This window comes from Archangium violaceum (assembly GCF_016859125.1).
GTDB lineage: Bacteria > Myxococcota > Myxococcia > Myxococcales > Myxococcaceae > Archangium > Archangium violaceum_A.
Window position 1 is genome coordinate 10,608,290 of the sequence record NZ_CP069338.1, and the last position, 19,187, is coordinate 10,627,476.

19 protein-coding genes are annotated in these 19,187 nt (G+C 69.7%); 6 read left to right on the top strand and 13 right to left on the bottom strand.

All coding sequences use genetic code 11. From position 1 onward, the window contains the following. Positions 1 to 28: 28 nt before the first annotated feature. The gene (gene lipA / locus JQX13_RS44710) at positions 29 to 964 is read right to left on the bottom strand and encodes a lipoyl synthase (protein ID WP_203405514.1); all 936 of its coding nucleotides are present in this window, start codon (positions 962 to 964) and stop codon (positions 29 to 31) included. 252 nt (positions 965 to 1,216) lie between these two features. On the opposite strand from lipA, the gene JQX13_RS44715 reads away from it, so the two are divergent. After that, positions 1,217 to 2,005 (top strand): DUF72 domain-containing protein, encoded by a 789-nt coding sequence (locus JQX13_RS44715; RefSeq protein ID WP_203405515.1) that lies wholly within the window; start codon positions 1,217 to 1,219, stop codon positions 2,003 to 2,005. A gap of 31 nt (positions 2,006 to 2,036) precedes the next feature. On the opposite strand, the gene lpdA is transcribed toward JQX13_RS44715, so the two are convergent. Next, positions 2,037 to 3,434: a dihydrolipoyl dehydrogenase gene (lpdA, locus tag JQX13_RS44720; protein ID WP_203405516.1), complete on the bottom strand. Its 1,398-nt coding sequence runs from the start codon at positions 3,432 to 3,434 to the stop codon at positions 2,037 to 2,039. A gap of 75 nt (positions 3,435 to 3,509) precedes the next feature. Here lpdA and JQX13_RS44725 point away from each other — a divergent pair, with 75 nt between their 5' ends. From JQX13_RS44725 to JQX13_RS44735, 3 genes are read left to right on the top strand one after another with little or no spacing between them, the layout of a single operon-like run. Next, positions 3,510 to 4,643: a hypothetical protein gene (locus JQX13_RS44725; protein WP_203405517.1), complete on the top strand. Its 1,134-nt coding sequence runs from the start codon at positions 3,510 to 3,512 to the stop codon at positions 4,641 to 4,643. Between the two features lie 39 nt (positions 4,644 to 4,682). Further along, positions 4,683 to 5,492 (top strand): hypothetical protein, encoded by an 810-nt coding sequence (locus JQX13_RS44730; RefSeq protein ID WP_203405518.1) that lies wholly within the window; start codon positions 4,683 to 4,685, stop codon positions 5,490 to 5,492. A 46-nt stretch (positions 5,493 to 5,538) separates the two neighbouring features. Continuing rightward, the gene (locus JQX13_RS44735; protein ID WP_203405519.1) at positions 5,539 to 7,440 is read left to right on the top strand and encodes a ribonuclease R family protein; all 1,902 of its coding nucleotides are present in this window, start codon (positions 5,539 to 5,541) and stop codon (positions 7,438 to 7,440) included. A gap of 519 nt (positions 7,441 to 7,959) precedes the next feature. On the opposite strand, the gene JQX13_RS44740 is transcribed toward JQX13_RS44735, so the two are convergent. The 10 genes from JQX13_RS44740 to hisG form a co-directional block, all read right to left on the bottom strand. Further along, positions 7,960 to 8,148, bottom strand: coding sequence for a hypothetical protein (locus JQX13_RS44740; RefSeq protein ID WP_203405520.1), 189 nt, complete (start codon positions 8,146 to 8,148; stop codon positions 7,960 to 7,962). A gap of 481 nt (positions 8,149 to 8,629) precedes the next feature. Continuing rightward, on the bottom strand, positions 8,630 to 9,256 hold the full coding sequence (gene hisIE / locus JQX13_RS44745; RefSeq protein ID WP_203412499.1) for a bifunctional phosphoribosyl-AMP cyclohydrolase/phosphoribosyl-ATP diphosphatase HisIE: 627 nt from the start codon (positions 9,254 to 9,256) through the stop codon (positions 8,630 to 8,632). Next, positions 9,256 to 10,032, bottom strand: a complete 777-nt coding sequence (hisN, locus tag JQX13_RS44750) for a histidinol-phosphatase (RefSeq protein WP_203405521.1) — start codon at positions 10,030 to 10,032, stop codon at positions 9,256 to 9,258. The genes hisIE and hisN overlap by 1 nt, the downstream gene beginning before the upstream one ends. Next, a complete protein-coding gene (gene hisF, locus JQX13_RS44755) occupies positions 10,033 to 10,791 on the bottom strand; it encodes an imidazole glycerol phosphate synthase subunit HisF (RefSeq protein WP_203405522.1) in 759 nt (252 codons plus the stop codon). A 1-nt stretch (position 10,792) separates the two neighbouring features. Beyond that, entirely contained in the window at positions 10,793 to 11,329 is a 537-nt protein-coding gene (locus JQX13_RS44760; protein ID WP_203405523.1) for an imidazoleglycerol-phosphate dehydratase, read from the bottom strand. Next, positions 11,326 to 12,039 carry a HisA/HisF-related TIM barrel protein gene (locus JQX13_RS44765; protein WP_203405524.1) on the bottom strand — a complete coding sequence of 238 codons (714 nt, stop codon included), beginning with the start codon at positions 12,037 to 12,039 and terminating at the stop codon, positions 11,326 to 11,328. Before JQX13_RS44765 ends, JQX13_RS44760 begins: the two co-directional genes overlap by 4 nt. After that, positions 12,036 to 12,629, bottom strand: a complete 594-nt coding sequence (hisH, locus tag JQX13_RS44770; RefSeq protein ID WP_203405525.1) for an imidazole glycerol phosphate synthase subunit HisH — start codon at positions 12,627 to 12,629, stop codon at positions 12,036 to 12,038. Before hisH ends, JQX13_RS44765 begins: the two co-directional genes overlap by 4 nt. Further along, positions 12,626 to 13,663: a pyridoxal phosphate-dependent aminotransferase gene (locus JQX13_RS44775; protein ID WP_203405526.1), complete on the bottom strand. Its 1,038-nt coding sequence runs from the start codon at positions 13,661 to 13,663 to the stop codon at positions 12,626 to 12,628. The genes hisH and JQX13_RS44775 overlap by 4 nt, the downstream gene beginning before the upstream one ends. Continuing rightward, a complete protein-coding gene (hisD, locus tag JQX13_RS44780) occupies positions 13,660 to 14,961 on the bottom strand; it encodes a histidinol dehydrogenase (protein ID WP_203405527.1) in 1,302 nt (433 codons plus the stop codon). Before hisD ends, JQX13_RS44775 begins: the two co-directional genes overlap by 4 nt. Further along, the gene (gene hisG, locus JQX13_RS44785) at positions 14,958 to 15,812 is read right to left on the bottom strand and encodes an ATP phosphoribosyltransferase (protein WP_203405528.1); all 855 of its coding nucleotides are present in this window, start codon (positions 15,810 to 15,812) and stop codon (positions 14,958 to 14,960) included. The genes hisD and hisG overlap by 4 nt, the downstream gene beginning before the upstream one ends. A 460-nt stretch (positions 15,813 to 16,272) precedes the next feature. On the opposite strand from hisG, the gene JQX13_RS44790 reads away from it, so the two are divergent. Further along, the gene (locus JQX13_RS44790; protein WP_203405529.1) at positions 16,273 to 17,604 is read left to right on the top strand and encodes an HD domain-containing phosphohydrolase; all 1,332 of its coding nucleotides are present in this window, start codon (positions 16,273 to 16,275) and stop codon (positions 17,602 to 17,604) included. Between the two features lie 83 nt (positions 17,605 to 17,687). Continuing rightward, positions 17,688 to 18,686: a GTP 3',8-cyclase MoaA gene (gene moaA / locus JQX13_RS44795; RefSeq protein ID WP_203405530.1), complete on the top strand. Its 999-nt coding sequence runs from the start codon at positions 17,688 to 17,690 to the stop codon at positions 18,684 to 18,686. Positions 18,687 to 18,700: 14 nt separating this feature from the next. Here the strand turns inward: moaA and JQX13_RS44800 are convergent, their stop codons facing one another. Beyond that, a complete protein-coding gene (locus JQX13_RS44800) occupies positions 18,701 to 19,081 on the bottom strand; it encodes a DUF4870 domain-containing protein (RefSeq protein WP_203405531.1) in 381 nt (126 codons plus the stop codon). Between the last annotated feature and the right edge of the window lie 106 nt (positions 19,082 to 19,187).

Sequence of the window (19,187 nt, forward strand, 5' to 3'; positions counted from 1 at the left end):
CGTTTCGGGGTATGGGGTTGAGAAGGCGTCAGGTGTTGCTGGCGAGCCCCAGGCGCTCGCGCTCCATGAGGCCCTTCATGAAGAACTCGGCGGCGCGGTAGCTGGAGCGCACGAGCGGCCCGGAGGCGACGTAGAGGAAGCCGTAGGACTCGGCGAGCTTCTTGTAGTCCTCGAACTGCTGGGGCGTGACGAAGCGCTCCACCCTCAGGTGGTACTGGGAGGGCTGGAGGTACTGGCCGAGCGTGAGCACGTCCACGCCCACGGCGCGCAGATCCTTGAAGGTCTGCTCCAGCTCGGCGTCCGTCTCGCCCAGGCCAACCATGACGGAGCTCTTGGTGTAGAGCCGCTCCGGCCGCTGCTTGAGGTACTCGAGCACCTTCAGGGACTGCTTGTAGCTGGCGCGGCGATCACGCACGGTCGGGGTGAGGCGCTCCACCGTCTCCACGTTGTGGGCCACCACGTGCGGGCGGGCCTCGGCCACGGTGGCCAGGTCACGCTCCACGCCCTTGAAGTCGGGGATGAGCACCTCGACGATCGTCTTGGGCGAGTGCTGGCGCAGCTCGCGAATCGCCGAGGCGAAGTGGCTGGCGCCGCCGTCCGGACGGTCATCGCGGTTGACGGACGTCACCACGATGTACTCCAGGTCCATCTCCTTGACGGCCTGGGCCAGGTGGATGGGCTCCATCGGATCCAACGGAGGAGGCGCGCCCACCTTCACGTGGCAGAAGCGGCACGCGCGGGTGCACACCTCGCCCATGAGCATGACCGTGGCGGTCCCCCCGCCCCAGCACTCGGCGATGTTGGGGCAGCGGGCCTCCTCGCACACCGTGGACAGCTTCGTGCGGCGCACGATGGACTTCACCCGTTCGTACCCTTCCCCGTGGGGGAGGCGTACCTTCAGCCACTCGGGCTTCCGGGTGGTCTCGGTTACCTGCGGCAGGGGGAAACGGTCAGGAGTTGCCATGGGTCGCGGGCCTTCTACGGTTGGGGCGAAAGCAGGGTCAAGCGGGAAGCCTTGACGCCGGGCGTCAACCTTCCCAGGGTTGCAGACTCTTCACTCCTTGTTAACGACTCCACCAGGAACGGGCAGCGGATGCCTGGACGGAGAGGCCCGTTCCCTTCCCGAGGGCCGTAAGCCCAGCTTGCTCGAAGGATGAGCGGACCATGACCCGGGCTTCCGCCTCCCCGGGTGGGCCCGAGTGCTCATTCTAGGGACATGCGGGCCATCCACCTGGGGACGAGCGGCTACGTCTACAAGCACTGGAAGGGTTTCTTCTACCCATCCGAGCTGCCGGCCAGCCGATGGCTCCCCTACTACGCCCGCGTCTTCGCCACGGTGGAGCTGAACGCCCCCTTCTACCGGCTGCCCACGGCGGACGCGGTGGACGGCTGGAGGGAGCAGACGCCAGCGGGTTTCCTGTTCGCGTGCAAGGGCAGCCGCTACCTCACGCACATGAAGCGCCTCACGGACGTGGGCGAGGGCCTGGAGCGCTTCTTCGGCGTCATCCTCCGCCTGCGCCCCAAGCTGGGCCCGGTGCTGTGGCAACTGCCGCCGCACATGAAGAAGCCGGACCCGGCGAGGCTGGACCGCTTCCTCTCCGCCCTGCCCCGTGACGTGCGATACGTCTTCGAGTTCCGCGACGCGGCCTGGTACCACGAGGAGGTGCTGGAGGTGCTGGACCGGTGGGACGCGGCGGTGTGCGAGCACGACCTCGTGCCGGTGCCCCCTCCCCGCCTCACGGGAGGCTTCCGCTACGTGCGCTTCCACGGAGCGGGCTCACGCTACGCCGGGCGCTATGGCCGCGAGGCGATGTGGCCGGTGGCGGTCGACCTGGACCGGTGGAGACGCAAGGGGCGCACGGCCTGGGTCTACTTCAATAACGATCTGCACGGGCACGCGCTGCTGGACGCGTTCGACCTGGCGGAGCTGCTGGGCCACGTGCGCGTGCATCCACCCGCGGACATGCGAAGGCCGCCCGAGACGGAGGAGTCCCGGACGGCCTGAGTGCTACCTGGGTGCTACGAAGGAACCCGGCTCAGATGTGGATCGGGTGACCCAGGGTGGCCTCGGCGCCCTCCTTGACGATCTCGGAGAGCGTCGGGTGCGCGTGCATCGTGTGCGCGAGCTCCTCGGTGGTGATCTCCAGGCGCATGGCGACGCACGCCTCGGCGAGCAGCTCGGTGGCGTGCGGGCCCACGAGGTGCACGCCGAGCACCTCGTCATACTTCTTGTCGGAGACGACCTTGATCATTCCGAAGGCCTCGTTGGAGATGGAGGCCTTGGTCACGGCGGAGAACGGGAAGATGGCGGCCTTCACGTCGTAGCCGCGCTCCTTGGCCTTCTTCTCCGTGAGGCCCACCGACGCCACCTCGGGGTAGCAGTAGGTGGCCGACGGCGTGAGATCGTAGTTGATGGGCGCGGGATTCTTCCCGGCGATGTGCTCGACGGCGAGCACACACTCGGCGCTGGCCACGTGGGCGAGCATCGGCGTGGGGATCACGTCGCCGATCGCGTACACGTTCGGCTCGGTGGTGCGCATCATGGTGTCCGTCTTGATGAAGCCACGGTCCGTCTTGATGGACGTGAGCTGCAGACCGATGTCCTCGGAGACCGGGGCGCGGCCCACGGCGGACAGGACGAGCTCCGCCTCGATGGAGCGGGTCTCGCCGCCCACCGTCATGGTCAGCTTCACGCCGGTGGCGGTGTTCTCCACCTTCTCCACCTTGGCGCCCAGGTGCAGATCGATCTTCCGCTTCTTGAAGTGCTTCTCCAGCTCCTTCGAGCAGTCCACGTCCTCGATGGGGAGCAGGTTGGGCATGTACTCCACGATGGAGACCTGACTGCCCATGTGGTTGAAGACCGAGGCGAACTCGCAGCCCACCGCGCCCGCGCCGATGACGATCAGGCTCTTGGGGATGCGGTCGATGGTCAGGATGGAGTCGCTGTTGAGGATGCGCTTGTGGTCCACCGGGACGTTGGGCAGGGACTTGGGCACCGAGCCGGTGGCGATGATGATGTTCTTGGCCTCCAGCGCCTGCTTGCCACCGCCCTCGAGGTCGACCTCGACCTTGCCCTTGCCGGCGATGCGGCCGTGACCCTTGATGACGGTCACCTTGTTCTTCTTCATCAGGTAGTCGATGCCGTTGGCACCCTTGGTGACCACCTTCTGCTTGTGCTCCTGGACCTTGGCCCAGTTCACCACCGGGGCCGGCACCTCGATACCGAAGTCCGCGGCCTCACGGATGTGGTGCAGCAGCGCCGCCGACCACAGGAGGGACTTGGTGGGGATGCAGCCGCGATGGAGGCAGGTGCCGCCCAGGCGCTTGTCCTTCTCGATGATGGCCGTCTTCAGGCCCAGCTGCGCGGCCCGGATCGCGCCGACATACCCGCCGGGGCCCGAACCGATGATCACCACGTCGAAATTCTCAGCCAAGAACGCCTCCGGAGTGGATGTACCCGAGCGGCGCTGATAACCACCCCTCCCGGCCGGAATCAAGGAGTTTGCACCTTGCGACGTTTCCCGCTCCGAACCCTGCTGCTGATGACGCTGGCCCTGGTGGCCTTCGTCCGCCTGTACATCATCACCCACCGGCAGGCCGGGCGCCCCGCCCCCTCGAACCCCGTGGTCATCGACACGACCCCCAGGAGCCCGGAGGCCGGCTCCCCCGCGACTCCCCAGGCCTGCCGGACCCTGGACCGGACCCTGGAAGGCGCCGTGCGAGCCCCCGAGGATGCCTCGGCCCTCGCCAGGGCCCGGGAGCAGCTCGACGCCTGCCCCGAGCCCCCCGCGCGCGCCTGTGAGCTGGGCGCCGCCCTGGAGGCCCGCGCTCCGCTCGACGCTGGGACATCGCCTCTTCGCGAGCTGCTGGATGCGCTGTGTCAACGCTGCCCGGCCGGAACCAATCCCTGTGCGAGTCACGTCACACGCGCGGTGATGGGATTGAGCGCCGGGCGCCCGGCCGGCCTCGCGGACGTGCGCTGGAACCTGGAGCACGCCGGGCCGGGGACTCAAGCCGCCTGCGCGGAGATCACCCGCTCCCTGCTGGCGCCCGCGGCGCTGGCCCAGAATCCACTGAAGGCCCCGCAGAGGGAGCTGCTCGGACAGCTCGCCCCGGTGTGCGCTGGGGCGGGACAACTCCCCGCCAACGTGCTGCATGCGGCCGTGGTGCAGGGGGACGTGCCCGCGCTGGCACAGCTCGTCCAGCAGACGCCGGCCGGAACGAGCACCGTGCTGAAACCGAGCCGCACCGTGGGCCCCCAGGGCGCGGAGCAGGCCTTCGATGGACAGGAGGCCACGGGCGTGGAGCTCGCCCCGGCGACGCCCCCAACGCCTCGCTGGGAGAAGGACGGCGCGCTGAGCGCGGTGTTCGAGCCGCCCATCCAGGGGCTCTCGGCCCTGCGCGTGCGCGCCAGTGGCCCGGGCACCCTGCGCGCCGCCGTCCGCACCTCGGACGAGCTGGGGCTGAACGATCCGGACTCGAAGACGAGCTTCGTGCTCCCAGTAGCCTGCCGCTTCCGCGGCACCGGACAGTGGGAGAGCTGCACGCTGCCGACGCCGCTGCTGGACGTGGAGGCGCTCAGTGTCTTTCCCGACAAAGGCAGGCTCACGCTGAACGAAGTGGAGGTGCGTGGAACGCGGTGAGCGCAACGCGGTCAGCGGGTGGACATCCAAGCGGCCGCCATGCGAATCCACCTGCTCGCCCTGATCCTGATGGCCACTCCGGCCCTGGCCGAAAGCCCGCTGTCCGCGCTCATCGCCGAGTATGAAACGGGACCGGCGGCCATCTTCCAGAACGATGGACGCTATGGTCCGACCGGCACGGCCTACGAGGCCGAAGACCTCAACCAGAAGTCGAACCTCTACCGGTCCCAACGGATCGCTCTCGAGGCGCGGCTGGGCGAGCGCCACGGCATCATCCTGCTGTACGCGCCCTTCGACCTCACCACCCGCGCGACACTGTCCAGGGACATCGACTTCCGGGGGACGGTGTTCCCGGCGGGGACGGTGGTGGACAGCCGCTACCTCTTCGACGGGTACCGGGGCAGCTATCTCTTCCGGGTCATCAACGGCGAGCGTTTCACCTGGGACATCGGCGCGAGCGTGCAGATCCGCAACGCACTGGTGGATCTGCGCGCGGTGGATGGCTCGCGCTACGCCAGGGAGAGCGACATCGGCGTGGTGGGCGCGCTGAAGACGCGGCTGCGCTACACACTGCCCTCGCGGGTGTGGGCGGGGCTCGAGGCCGACGCGCTGTCCACCTTCGGACTGTTCGACAACACGACGGGCGGCATCTACGACGTGGCGCTGACGCTGGGCGTTCCCCTGACCTCGAAGAACGACGTGAACGCCTACGCGCGGCTGCGGCTGCTCGGTGGCGGCGCGGACGTGAAGCGTCGGGATATCTACAACTGGGGCAACTTCGGCTTCGCGGTCGTGGGCGTGCAGGCGGATCTGGTGTCGCTGCTGGATCGGAGCCTCGCGAAGCCGTGACACGAGGCCTGGCGCCAGCGAGACCGGGTAGCATGCCGGCGCTCTCATGGACACGCCCACCTCCTCGCGCACCGTCACCGGCCGCATCGACGTCCACCCTCGCGGCTTCGGCTTTCTCGTCGTGCATCCGTCCGGATCCGACGAGGTGCTCTCCGCGTTCATCCCGCCCCCCGAGCTGACTCCCTACCTCGCCGACGACATCGTCTCCGCGACGGTGACGGCCTCGGCGGACGGCCGCTGGAGCGCGAGCGGGCTGTCCCTCCTGAAGCGTCCGCGCCAGGAGGTCTACGGTGAGGTCGTGCTGCGCAAGGGCGAGGTTCACCTGCGCATCGATCGCGACGTGGCCCATGGCGAATGGCCCCTGGAGACGGCCGGCGTCGAGGTGCAACCCCATGACGCGGTGGTGGCGCGCGTCGACGACGGCAAGGTCTGGCTCCTGCGCAAGCTCGAACCGGGCGCGGACCGCTCGCTGGAGCGCATCCTCGTGCGCCACGGGCTGCACCGGGACTTCGACCCGCGGGCCCACGCCGAGGTGCAACGCATCCTCTCCGTGCCCCACGCGCTCGGGGGACGGAGGGATCTCCGCCAGATTCCCACCGTCACCGTGGACTCGGCCTCGACGCGCGTCATCGATGATGCCATCTCCGTGCTACCCGCGGGCATGGACGGGGCGCTGCGCCTGTTCGTCTCCATCGCCGATGCGGCCGAGTTCGTCACCGAGGGCTCGGTGCTCGATCGCGTGGCGCGCGAGCGGGCCACCAGCGTGTACCTCGCCGGAGCCATGCAGCCCATGCTCCCCGAGGAGCTCTCCACGAACTGGCTCAGCCTGGTGCCCGGCGAGGATCGGCTGTGCCTCACGGTGGAGCTGCGCATCGACCCGGAGGGGCGCGTCACCGCGATGGACGTCTACGAGAGCCTCATCCGCTCGTGGGCGAAGCTGAGCTACACCGAGGTGGCGGACTACCTCGACAAGGGCGAGGTGTCCGAACCGATGGCGGTGGTGCGCGAGGCGATGCCCTGGTTCCACGCGGCGGCGGCACGGCTGGCGGTGGCGAGGGCCGGACGCGGCGGCATCGAGATGGCGCGCGAGGAGGCCCGCTTCACCTTCGACGAGGAGACGGGCGAGGTCTCCGGCATCGAGGCCGTGCGACCCACGACGGCGCACACCCTGGTCGAGCGCTTCATGGTGGCCGCCAACGAGGCCATCGCGGGGTGGCTCATCGATCGCGGCGTGCCCGCCCTCTTCCGCGTCCAGGACGAGCCGGCTCCCCAGCGCGTGGCCGACCTGGCCGCCTTCGCGCACCACTCGGGCTTCGCCGCGGGCTTCGGCCGCAGACTCACCCCGCTGGCGCTCGCCGCGTTCGACCGGCAGATCGCCGGCTGCACCGCGGAGCCCGCGCTGCGCTCGGTGCTGCGGCGCTCGCTGGGCCCCTCGCGCTACACCGTGGTGGCGGCCATGCACTTCGGCCTCGCGGCACGCGCCTACCTGCACTTCACCTCGCCCATCCGCCGGTACGCGGACCTCGCTGTCCACCGCACCCTCAAGCAGTACCTGCGAGGCCGGCGCGACTTCGTGCACGAGGACCCCGCCGTCGAGCAGCTCGCGGTGCATCTCAACGAGCGCACCCGCACCTCCAGCCGCGCCGAGAAGGATCGCCACCGTGTGCTGGAGGCGCGGGTGATGGCGGCGCACGTGGGCAGGGAGCTCTCCGGACGCATCACCCGGGTGCGACCCTCCGGCCTCCTCGTCCAGCTCGACGGCATGCTGGTGGAGGGCAACCTCCCCGCGGACTCGCTGCCCGACGGGCCCTACAGTCCCGATCCACGGGAGACCTCGCTCGTGGGCGCCGCGCGCACCTTCACCATCGGCATGCCGCTGCGGGTGCGCGTGACCTCCGCCGACGAGCAACATGGCCGTGTCGAGCTCGCGCTCGCCACCAACTGTTGACCCGGAGACAACACCCCGCCCCGGCCCGTTGTTGCCCCTCGGGCCACGCCTCGCGTCCCGCTCGTCCATGTCCCTCTGTGACACGCCATGTCAGACCGTCCGGCATGGCGGTTGCTCATGCCGTGCCATCGGCTGTTCTTCCGGAGGGATGGGTTCTCACCTCGCATGCGAGCTCCCCGGGAGAAGAGGAGCTGCTCGCCTCCGGCGAGTTCGGAGAAGTCTCCTCCTGCGCCTCGACCTTCAACGTCCCCCACACCTACGGCTCGGCCGCCCTCCGGGGTGGCAACGCGCTCATCGCCCCCTCGTACTGGGCGGTCAACGTCAACGCGTGGGACGCCACGCATCGATCCGATCGGCCCGATCGTGGACTCGCCCATCAAGGTCGGCCCCGTTCGCGATATCGAGCAGGTGAGGCTGCTCCTCGAGCGTCGGCCCGAGCTCGTGAAGGACTTCAGCCGTGCACTGAGCAGGAGCATCACCCGGAGGCGCGCGCATCTCCCGGTGCGCGCGCCGGTGCGTTCAAGGAGGGAGGGTGATGGTGCCCACGTCCAGGTCCACCTCCTCCTGGACGGTCACGGTGCGCCGCACGGGCGCGAGCTTGGACCCGGACTCGGACAGCTCGAGCTCCATCGTTCCCGAGCGGCGGATGGGAAAGAGGAACCTGCCCTCTTCGTCCACCTGCTCCTCGCCATTCACCTCGAGGATCATGATCGGCGCGCCCTTCGCACAGGGAGAGCAACTGCGCGCGCGCTGTCTCCTCGTTGCACTCCAGGAGCGATCGACGGACGGACGAGCCATTCTCGCAAGGCAGCTCCGACAGCGACTCACCGGCCACGGGAGCCGAGGCGAGCACCTGTGCGCCCGAAACGAGCCCACGTGGACTCCGCACGGTTCCACGAATGGAGAGCCGTGTGTCGCTCGAGGCCGCGGGCGTCGCCTGGAACAAGGCCTGGAGCACAGGCAACGAGCGGGCGGAGGAAGCACGGGAGCCATCCGTGGACGCCCGCTGGGGTGCGGCCACCCGCGAATTCCCGAGAACGAGCCACACCGCGAGGCACACCCCCGCGAGTACCGCACCGAGCACCAGCTGGCATTGCATCGGCCCTCCCCTCACGCGCCCGACGAGCGGCGCGCCAGGTGGGAACCATAGCGTGCCGCTCGTCCGGGCAATCGAGTGAAGAGAGGGAATCTACTTCTTGGCGGGGCCGACGGACCTACCGGCCCGGCGCGCGAGCACCGCCTTCACGTCATCCAGCGTCACGCCCAGGGGACGCACCGCCACGAGCAGGTGGTAGAGCACGTCCGCGGCCTCCTCGACCGCGCGCTCCTTGTCCTCGTCCGCGCAGGCCGTCACCAGCTCCGCGGCCTCCTCGCCGATCTTCTTGAGCCGCAGGTTGCGATCGTCCAGGAGCCGCCGCGTGTAGCTCGGCTTCTCCCCCGGCTCCGGCGCCTTCACCGCGCGCTGGGCGATGGTCCGATCCAGCTCGACGAGCGCGTCCACCGGTCCGGTGTCGAAGCAGGTCTCGGCCCCGGTGTGACACGCCGGGCCCGCCTTCTCCACCCGCGCCAGCACGGCGTCCCCATCGCAGTCCGCCGTCAGGGACACCACGCGCTGCACGTTCCCGCTCGTTCCGCCCTTGTGCCACAGCCCGCGCGAGCGCGAGCGGTAATACATCTCGCCCGTCTCCAGCGTCTTCTCCAACGCCTCGCGGTCCGCGTGCGCCACCATCAGCAGGTCGCCCGAGTGTGCGTCCTGCGTCACCACCGTCACCAGCCCGTTGCCCTTGGTGAAATCCAGCTTCGACAGATCCAGCATCATCCCCTCGTCGTCGCGCCCAGCAGCTCGCGCACCTGGCCCGCGAGCGCCGCGTTCGTCGCGATCGCGTTGCCGCCGAACGAGGTCCTCGTCCCCGTCCAGTCCGTGAATACTCCGCCCGCTTCCTCGATGATGGGCTGCAACGCCGCCGCGTCCCACGGAGACAGGATCTCGTCGATCATCGCCTCCGCCCGCCCCGTGGCCACCAGCAGGTAGCCGTAGCAGTCACCCCACGTCCGGGCGATGGAGGCCTTCGCCGTCAGCGCCCGCCACTTCACCCCGCGCTCCGGGTGCACCTGGAAGCGCTCGTCGGTGGACAGCACCAGCGCCCGGGACAGATCCGCCTCGGCGGACACCCGCGTCCGCTTCCCGTTCCACCAGCACCCCTGCCCCGGCGCCGCCACCAGCATGTCGGCCACTGGCGGGAAGTACGCCGCGCCCGCGAGGATCCGCTCGCCCTCGGCCACGGCCACCAGCGTGCCCCACAGCGGCACGCCGCGGATGAACGTCTTCGTGCCGTCGATGGGATCCAGAATCCACCGGCGCTTCGCTCCGGGCCGCGTCTCACCGAACTCCTCCCCGAGGATGCCGTCCTCGGGGAAGTGGGACTCGATCCACTCGCGGGCCGTCTTCTCGGCGGTCCGGTCCGCCACCGTCACCGGCGTGCCGTCCCCCTTGGTGTCCACCGTGACGCCCTGGCGGAAGAACCCGAGCGCCACGTCTCCCGACCTGCGAGCCACTTCCTCCGCCGCCTGCATCAACGCCTGCGCATCCATTCAGAGGCTCCTGATCCCGAGGCCGCTCTTCTCGAGCAGCGACTTGATCGCCCCGACAGTGGTGACGCCGTCGTGGAGGATGCCCGCGACCAGCGCCGCCTCCGCCTTGCCCTCCTGCAACGCGGCCCGTACGTGCTCCGCGTTGCCCGCACCACCCGAGGCGATGACCGGAACGTCCACCTGCTCGGCGATCGTCCGCGTCAGCTCCAGGTCATACCCCGAACGGGCCCCATCCCGGTCAATGCTCGTGAGCAGGATTTCACCTGCCCCACGTTTCACGCACTCGCGAGCCCAGGCCACCGCGTCCAGGTCCGTGGCACGTTTGCCACCGTGGGTGTACACGCGCCACCGGTCGCCGTCCCGCTTGGCGTCGATGCTCGCCACCACGCACTGGGCTCCGAAGCGCTCGGCGCACTCGGTGAGCACCTCGGGCCGGGCCACCGCCGCCGAGTTGATGCTCACCTTGTCCGCGCCCGCGCGCAGCGCCCGGCCCACGTCGTCCACCGTGCGCACGCCGCCGCCCACCGTGAGCGGGATGAACAGCCGCTCCGCCGTGCGCTGCACCAGGTCCCACAGGGTGCCGCGCTCCTCGTTGCTCGCGGAGATGTCGAGGAAGGTCACCTCGTCGGCGCCCGCCTGCTCGTAGCGCATGGCCAGCTCGACGGGATCGCCCACGTCGCGCAGGCCCTCGAACTGGACGCCCTTCACCACGCGTCCACCCTTCACGTCCAGACAGACAATCAGTCGCCGCGTGAGCATCTCACTTCACCTCCAGGGCGACCGTGCCCTTCGTGCTGAACACCACTCCCGAATCCACCATGGCGTCACGCAGCGCCATCCCGAGCGCCTTGAATGCCGCCTCCGTCACGTGGTGACTGTCCTTGCCGCGCAGGATGCGCAGGTGCAGCGTCACCTTGGCGTGCTCGCAGAACGAGCGCATCACGTGCTCGTACAGTTTGTTGCGCAGGGGGCCCCGGTAATAGAAGCGCCCGCCCACGTCGATGCAGGCCTGCACCAGCGCGTCGTCCATGGGGATGGTGCGCTCGCCGTAGCGGGCCGCCGTGGCCGGAATCACCTTCTGCACCGCCGTGCCCAGGGTGATGGCCACGTCCTCCATGAGGTGGTGCCGCAGGTCGCCGCGAGCATGCAGCGTCAGGTCCAGGCCCGCGTAGCGCGCGAAGGTGGACAGCATGTGATCGAAGAAGGGCAGGCCCGTATCCACCCTGGCGGTGCCCTTGCCCAGGGCCACGTCCACCGTGATCTTGGTTTCCTTCGTCTCCCGAACGATGGTCGTCATGCGAACTCCCGTGCCACTTCGGCCGCGTCCAGCTTGCCCGTGTACAGCGCCATGCCGATGACGGCCCCGAAGGTCCCCACCCGCGCGAGCTCCCTCAGGTCCTCCAGCGTCGTCACGCCGCCCGAGGCGAACAGCGGGTGCTGGCTCGACCGGGCCACCTCCTCCATCAACGGCATGTCCACGCCCTCCATCTGCCCTTCCTTGTGCACCGCCGTCACCAGCAGGCCGCCCAGGGGCAGGGGCTCCAGCGACTCCAGCACGCCGGCGATGTCCCGGGCGCTGCCCGCCGTCCAGCCGCGCGTCACCACCTCGCGGCCCTTCACGTCCGCGGCCACCACCACGCGGCCCGGGAAGCGCTCGGCCACCTCGCGCAGCCACTCCGGGTCCTCGATGGCCCGCGTGCCCACCACCACGTAGGAGGCACCCAGCGCGAGCACCGCCTCCACCTTGGCCGTGTTCCTCACGCCGCCGCCCACCGAGAAGGTGAGACCGGGCTCGTGGTTCAGCAGTCTCCCGATGGGACCCTCGTTGGAGCCCTTGCCCAACGCCGCGTCCAGGTCCACCACGTGGAAGGTCTTGAAGCCGAACGAGCGCCAACGCTTCAGGGCATCCAGGGGATCATTCACCCGAACCCGCTCGTCGGCGTAGGAGCCCCCCACGAGTTGCACGCACGCGCCCTCGCGCAGGTCGATGGCGGGGATGGCGATCACGAGCGCACCTCCTCGAGAAAGGCCCGCACGAAGCGCACGCCCGCCGCCGAGCTCTTCTCCGGGTGGAACTGCACGCCGAGCACCTTCCCGCGCCGCACCGCCGCGGGGAAACGGTCCTCCTCGTGCGTCGTCCAGCCCACCACCACACCGGGCTCCTCGGCGCGGCAGACGAAGCTGTGCGCGTAGTAGACGGTGCCCAGCTTCGCGCTCTTCAGCGCGGTGTCCTCCTCCACCGTGTTCCACCCGATGTGGGGCACGCGCCGGGAGCTCAGCTTCGTCACCCGGCCGCGGAAGAGCCCCAGGCCCTGGCCGCCGCCCTCGTCGCTCGTGTCGAACATGAGCTGCATGCCCAGGCAGATGCCGAGGCACGGCAGGCCGGCCTCCACCGCGCGCCGCATCTGCTCGCGCCCTGGCGCCAGCCGCGCCGCCGCCGCGCCGAAGGCACCCACCCCGGGAAGCACCAGCACGTCCGTGTCGAGCGCCCGTAGTGGGTCCTCCTGCACGCGCACCTCCACGCCCGGCGCCATGGCGAGCGCCTTGGCCAACGAGTGCAGATTGCCCGCCCCATAGTCGAAAAGCGTCACTCTCACCGCAGAGCCTCCCGCAGCGCGCCGAGCGCCGCTTCCATCATGGTCCAGGGGCCGCACCCGATCCGGAGCGCGTCCCCGATGCCCTTCAGTCCCTGGAACGCCCGCACATTCACGTCCCGCTGCCGCATCCGCTCCGCCACCGCGGGAGCACCGGGCAACGGCACCATCACGAAGTTGGCCTCGGTGGGCAGCGTCCTCAGTCCCAGCTGCTCCAGCTCCGACACCAGCCGGGCCCGGATGGCCAGCGACTCCTCCGCCCGGGCCTTCATCCACGGCAGGTCCTCGGTCAGCGCCGCGGTGGCCATGCGCTCGGACAGCCCCGTCACCTTGTAGGGCCCGCGAGCCTTCTCCACCTCGGCGACCAGCGTGGGGTTGCCCACCGCGTAACCCACCCGCAGGCCCGCCAGCCCGAAGGCCTTGGACAGCGTGCGCGTCACGAGCACGTTGGGCCTGGCCGCGAGGTCCAGGTGGCTCTCCCGGGCGAACTCGGCATAGGCCTCGTCGAGCAGGACGATGCCGGGCGCGTTGTCCACCAGCCGCTCCAGCGCGGCGCGCGAGGCCACCGTGCCCGTGGGGTTGTTGGGTGAGCACACGTAGATGAGCTTCGCGCCCGTGGCGAGCAGCCCGTCCACGTCGATGTCGAAGTCCGGCCGCAGCGGCACCGGCGCGTAGCGCAGGCCGTTCACCTTGGCGAAATAGGACATCATCACGAAGGTGGGATCCGGGAAGGCGATGACCTCACCCGGCTCCAGGAAGGCGCGCAGGGTGCTGTCGATGACGTCATCCGAGCCGCACCCGGTGGTCACCCGGGAGGGAGCCACGCCCGTGTAGCGGGCCACGGCCTGCTTCAGGTCCGGCGCGTAGCCCACGGGGTAGCGGCTCACCTGGGTGGCCACCGTCTCGCGCAGGACGCGCTCGGCGGCGGGGGGCATGCCGAAGAGGTTGGTGTTGTCGCTCAGGTCCACACCGCACTTCACCTTCGAGGGCGAGTACAGCGGGATGTCCCGGTACGAAGCGCGAGAGGGCAGGCTCATGACTTCCTCCAGCCGCGAGCGGCATCGGCATGGGCGAAGAGGCCCTCGCTGTCGGCGAGCAACCCCACGTCATCGGCGAGCCGCGCCGCCGCGTCGCGCGTCACGCGCTGGTACGTGGTCCACCGGTAGAAGTCGAGCACGCTCAACCCCGAGTACGCACGGGCCAGGCCCGCGGTGGGCAGCACGTGGTTGGCGCCCGTCATGTAGTCGCCGTAGGCCACCGAGGCGTACTGGCCCACGAACACGGTGCCCGCGTTGCGTGCCTTCGGCAGATCCTCCATGGGCGACGTGGTGGCGATGAGCAGGTGCTCGGGAGCGAACTCCGCCACGAAGGGCCAGGCCTCCTCCAGCGAGTCCACGCTCAGCACCGCCCCGCGCTCGCGAAGGGCCCGCGTGACGATCTCCTGACGCTTCGCCCGGACCGCCGCCCGCTCCACCGCCGAGGCGACCGCCTGCGCCAGGACTTCGCCCACCGCCACGGTCACGCAGCACGCATCCGGGTCGTGCTCGGCCTGGGCCAGCATCTCCCGAGCCACCGCCTCGGGATCCGCCGAGCTGTCGGCCACCACGAGAATCTCACTGGGCCCGGCCGGTGCGTCGATGGCCACCGCGTCCACCACCTGGAGCTTGGCCGCGGCCACGTAGGCGTTGCCCGGGCCGACGATGCGATCCACGCGCGGCACGCTCTCGGTGCCATAGGCCATGGCCGCCACCGCCCCCGCTCCGCCGAGGGCGAAGACGCGATCCGCGCCCGCCAACGCCGCCGCCGCGAGCACGCCCGCCGAGGGCTTCCCATCCGGACCCGGCGGCGAACAGACGATGACCTCGCCCACCCCGGCTACCTTCGCGGGCACCACGCCCATGAGCACGCTGCTCGGGTACACGGCGCGGCCACCCGGCGCGTACACCCCCACGCGCCCGAGCGGATCCGGCCGACGGCCCACGAGGATGCCCGGCTCCGTCTCCACCTCGGTGGCCTGGGGCTTCTGCGCCGCGTGTGCCTTGGCGATGTTGCGCGCCGCTCGGGCCAGCGCCTCCTTCAGCTTCGGCTCCAGCGAGGCCAGCGCCTCCTCGCACACCGAGCGCGGCACCTCCAGCGACCGCAACTCCGCCCGGTCGAATTCGCGCGCCATCTCGCGCAGCGCCTGGTCTCCCTGGTGACGCACGCGGGCGATGAGGTCCGCGGTGCGCTGCGCGACGCGGGTGTCCGACGTCCCGGTGCGATCCAACAGGCGGCGGCGGGCCTCGGGGGACAGCGCATTCAGGCGTCCCCGGTACTTGAGCGGGGGCGTGTTCACGGCATCAACCTCTCGATGCGGGTGACGAGGATGCCCTCGCAGCCCAGGGTCTTCAGGGCGGCGATGGTGCGGTAGATGCTCTTGGCGGGCACCACGGCGTGCACGGCCACGTAGTCACCCCCCTGCACGTCCACCACGGTGGGACCATTGAGGCCCGGCAGCACCTCGCGCACGTTGGACAGCACGCGGCGCGGCACGTTGGCCATCAGGTAGCGCTTGCCCCGGGCCGCCAGCACGGAGCCCAGCGCCTGCCGCAGCTCCTCCAGCTTCGCCGCCGCCTCGGGCGCGTGACCCTTGCGGGCGATCAGCCTCGCGCTCGACTGGACCACCGTCCCCACCTCGCGCAGGCCGTTCATCTTCAGCGTCGAGCCCGTGGAGGTCAGGTCCACGATGATGTCGGCGATGCCCAGGTGCGGGGCGATCTCCGTGGCGCCCGACACCGGCACCACCGTCACCTTCTGACCGCGCTTCGTGAAGAACTCCTGCGTCAGCCGCGTGAAGGACGACGCCACGCGGACCCCGTCCTGGATGTCCTCGAGCTTCTGGATGCCGCTCTCCTCGCGGGCGGCCACCACCAGACGGCACCTTCCGAACTCCAGGTCCATCAGCAGCTCCAGCTCTCGGCCGGACTCACACACCAGATCCCACCCGGTGACGCCCGCGTCGGCCGCGCCATCGGCGACGAACTCGGGGATGTCCTGGGCGCGGACGAAGATGGCCTCGAACTCGCCGCCGAGCGACGCGGTGAGGGCTCGCTCTCCGCGAACCCGAACCTCCAGACCGGCATCGTTGAACAGCTCGCGAACCTCGTCGGAGAGGCGACCTTTGTTGGGCAGGGCGATTTTCAGCATTTGAGGTACCTGGGAGGGGGACGGGCGCGGAAACGAAAAAAGCCCGTCCTGGGTGGGACGGGCTTCCGTTCACTGCGGCGGGTGCGTCTGGGGGGCGTCTCTACGCGTTCACCCAGGCATGCGCACGGCGAGCGGTCCCGTCGGCGGGCCGATGATGATGCGCATGATGGTGGATGGACGTGAAACGCACGGCTCATTAGGTAGCGGAAAGACCCCCGTGCCGTCAACCCAACCTCGTCACGGTGCTTTCAACCCCACCTGGAGCAGGCTGCCACTCTTCCCGCACGGCCTCGCCCCTGGTGGGCCCGCGCTCCGTTTCGTTTTGATCGATTCCCCACCGAAGCCGAGCCGTCGGGGAGGCCCGTCTCACCTTTTGGGGAACCCAACCAGGCGGTCGGGAAACGGGAAAAACCGCGTCGGGTTGGCCTTCTGGAGCCCAATCCTCCTAGAATCACCACCCGTGGAAGCCATTCCTCCTGTACCTCCCCGGATTCTGATCGTCGACGACGACGATTCCGTGCGTGACGTCATCTCCGTCCTCCTCAGGGAGGAGGGCTACAACTGCGTGGTGGCCAGTGGCGCCGAGATGGCCCTGGACATCGCCGCGCAGGAAGAGACGCCGCTGGTCATCAGCGACATGAAGATGCCGGGCAAGGATGGCCTGTGGCTGCTCGAGCAGCTGCGCGAGCGCTATCCGGATACCTCCGTCATCATGCTCACCGGCTATGGCGACACCGAGTCCGCGGTGGACTGCCTGCGCCGGGGCGCGGTGGACTATCTGCTCAAGCCACCCAAGCTGACGGATCTCATCCGTGCCATCGAGCGCGCGCTCGCCAAGCGCCGCATCGAGCTGGCGCGCAAGCGCTACCAGAAGAAGCTGGAGCGCAAGGTGCGCGATCGCACGACCGAGCTGCGCAACGCGCTCCGGGACATCGCCAACACCTACCAGGCCACGCTGCTGGCCCTGGTGGCGGCCCTGGACGCCCGCGAGCACGAGACGTCGGACCACTCGCAGCGCGTCGTGCGCTACACCAACGCCGTCGCAGAGCGCCTGGGCATCAAGGGCCAGGAACTGGAGGAGATCGGCCGCGGCGCGCTCCTGCACGACATCGGCAAGATTGGCGTGCCGGACGCCGTGCTGCTCAAGCCGGGCAAGCTCACCCCGGAGGAGTGGCAGGAGATGCGCAAGCATCCGGACATCGGCTTCCAGATGATCCAGAACATCCCCTTCCTGGCCACGCCGGCGCAGATCGTGCTGTCGCACCAGGAGCGCTGGGATGGTCAGGGCTACCCGCGCAACCTCCGGGGCCAGGAGATCCACATCGGCGCGCGCATCTTCGCCGTGGCGGACACCCTGGACGCGATGACCAGCGACCGGCCCTACCGCAAGGGCACCACCTTCGCCAACGCCATCGCGGAAATCACCCGCTGCGCCGGGACGCAGTTCGATCGCGAGGTCGTCCGGGCCTTCCTCGACATCGGTGAGCAGGCGCTCATCAAGATCAAGGAAGACATGCACAACCGGAAGCTGACGCTGGTGCAGGCGGAGGCCCAGGCCCAGGAGGCCGAAGCCACCCTCGCCCGGCTCAGTGATGATCTGGACGACATCGACCAGACCATCCCCGGCCCTGGGAGCCCGGGTCCGGGTTCTCGAGGCGCCAGTCCGGCCCCCGCGACCGCCACGCCCGGCCCCGCCGTGGGTGCCTCGACCCCGGCTTCGCCCGGGCGCACGGAGCCGCCCGTGGTCCTCTCGGTGTTGGCCGGGGGACGCCAGGGCAACTCGCGCGAATAGGGTCCCCGTCGGTTGGACCTGAACGTCAGCACACCTGAGGGGATGCCAGCGGGGGTGAATGGGGTTAATAGTCGGACCACATCATGATGCCCGCCCCCCCACAGAGGGATCCCCTGCTCCCTCCCCTGCAGGACGCCCAGGGAAGAACGATGACGTACCTGCGCCTGTCCGTGACGGACCGGTGCAACTTCCGCTGCACGTACTGCTCGCCGGCCAGCTGGGGCGGGAAGAAGGATCTGCTGTCGCCCGAGGAATTCGAGCGCATCGCCTCCGTCTTCGCCCGGATGGGCATCCGCCGGGTGCGTCTCACCGGGGGTGAGCCCCTCATCCGTCCGGATATCGTCGAGGTGGTCCGGCGCATCGCCGCGTTGCCGGGAATCGAGCAGGTGGCCATCACCACCAATGCCAGCCACCTGGAGCGGCTGGCCGCGCCCCTGCGCGAGGCGGGCACCACCCAGCTCAACATCAGCCTGGACACCCTGTCCGAGGCCACCTTCCGGAGCATCTCCAAGCAGGGGGACTTCGTCTCCATCCTGCGGGGCATCGACGCGGCCGTGGGAGCGGGTTACGCCGCCCTGAAGCTCAACGTCGTCGTGATGCGCGGGGTGAATGACGCCGAGGTCCCGGACCTGGTCGCCTACGCCCATGCCCGGGGCATGACGCCTCGGTTCATCGAGCTGATGCCCTTTGGCAAGGGCACGCCGGTGCCCACCGCGGAGCTGGTGGAGCGGCTCCAGGCCACCGGGCTCTCCCTGGTCCCCGATGACGAGCAGCACGGCGCCACCGCGGGCCCGGCGACCTACTGGCGCGCTCCCGGGGGGCGGGTGGGCTTCATCTCTCCCCTCACCCAGAACTTCTGCGGCGGCTGCAACCGCGTGCGCGTGGCCTCCAATGGAGACCTGCGCAGTTGCCTCGGTGGACGCGCCCAGGCCCCGCTGCACGCGCTCATCCGCGGCGGCGCCACGGACGCGGAGCTCGCCCTGGCCATCCGCGCGGCCCTCGGCGAGAAGCCGGAGGGCCACCGCTTCACCGAGCCCGGTGCTGGCGCCTTCCTGCTGCCCATGATGGGCATTGGCGGCTGAGGTCCCCGGCCCGGCTACTTCACGATCTGGAGATCGATCGGGTAGCGGTACATCTGCCCCTCGTTGGCCTTGAGACCCGCGAGGATGCTGAACAGCGCACCGACGAGCCCCACCACGATCGCCACGGGGAGCAACACACACGTGGCGCCGCAGGCCCAGACCACCGCGCAGATCAGGATCTGGAAGTTGAGGGCCCGTTTGGCGTGCTGGGCGACCCAGGCGGAATCCTTGCCCTTGAGGATCAAGACGAGCAGCGGCCCGACGAAGGACAGGGCCGTCGCGGACAGGAGCGCCGCCACCAGGGCGCTCAGATGCGCCAGCATGCCCCACGTCTTCTCGTCCGCCGTGGGCGCTGGCGAACCCGTGATGAAGCCAGCCTGCTGTTGCACATCCATGCGCGGTTCCCTCCTGGTTTCGGGAGGACCCGGTTTCCGGGTCCTCCCGGCTCCATCTTCCGCCAGTCCCGGGGTAGATGTCACGTTCCTGGCGTCGGGTAGAGGG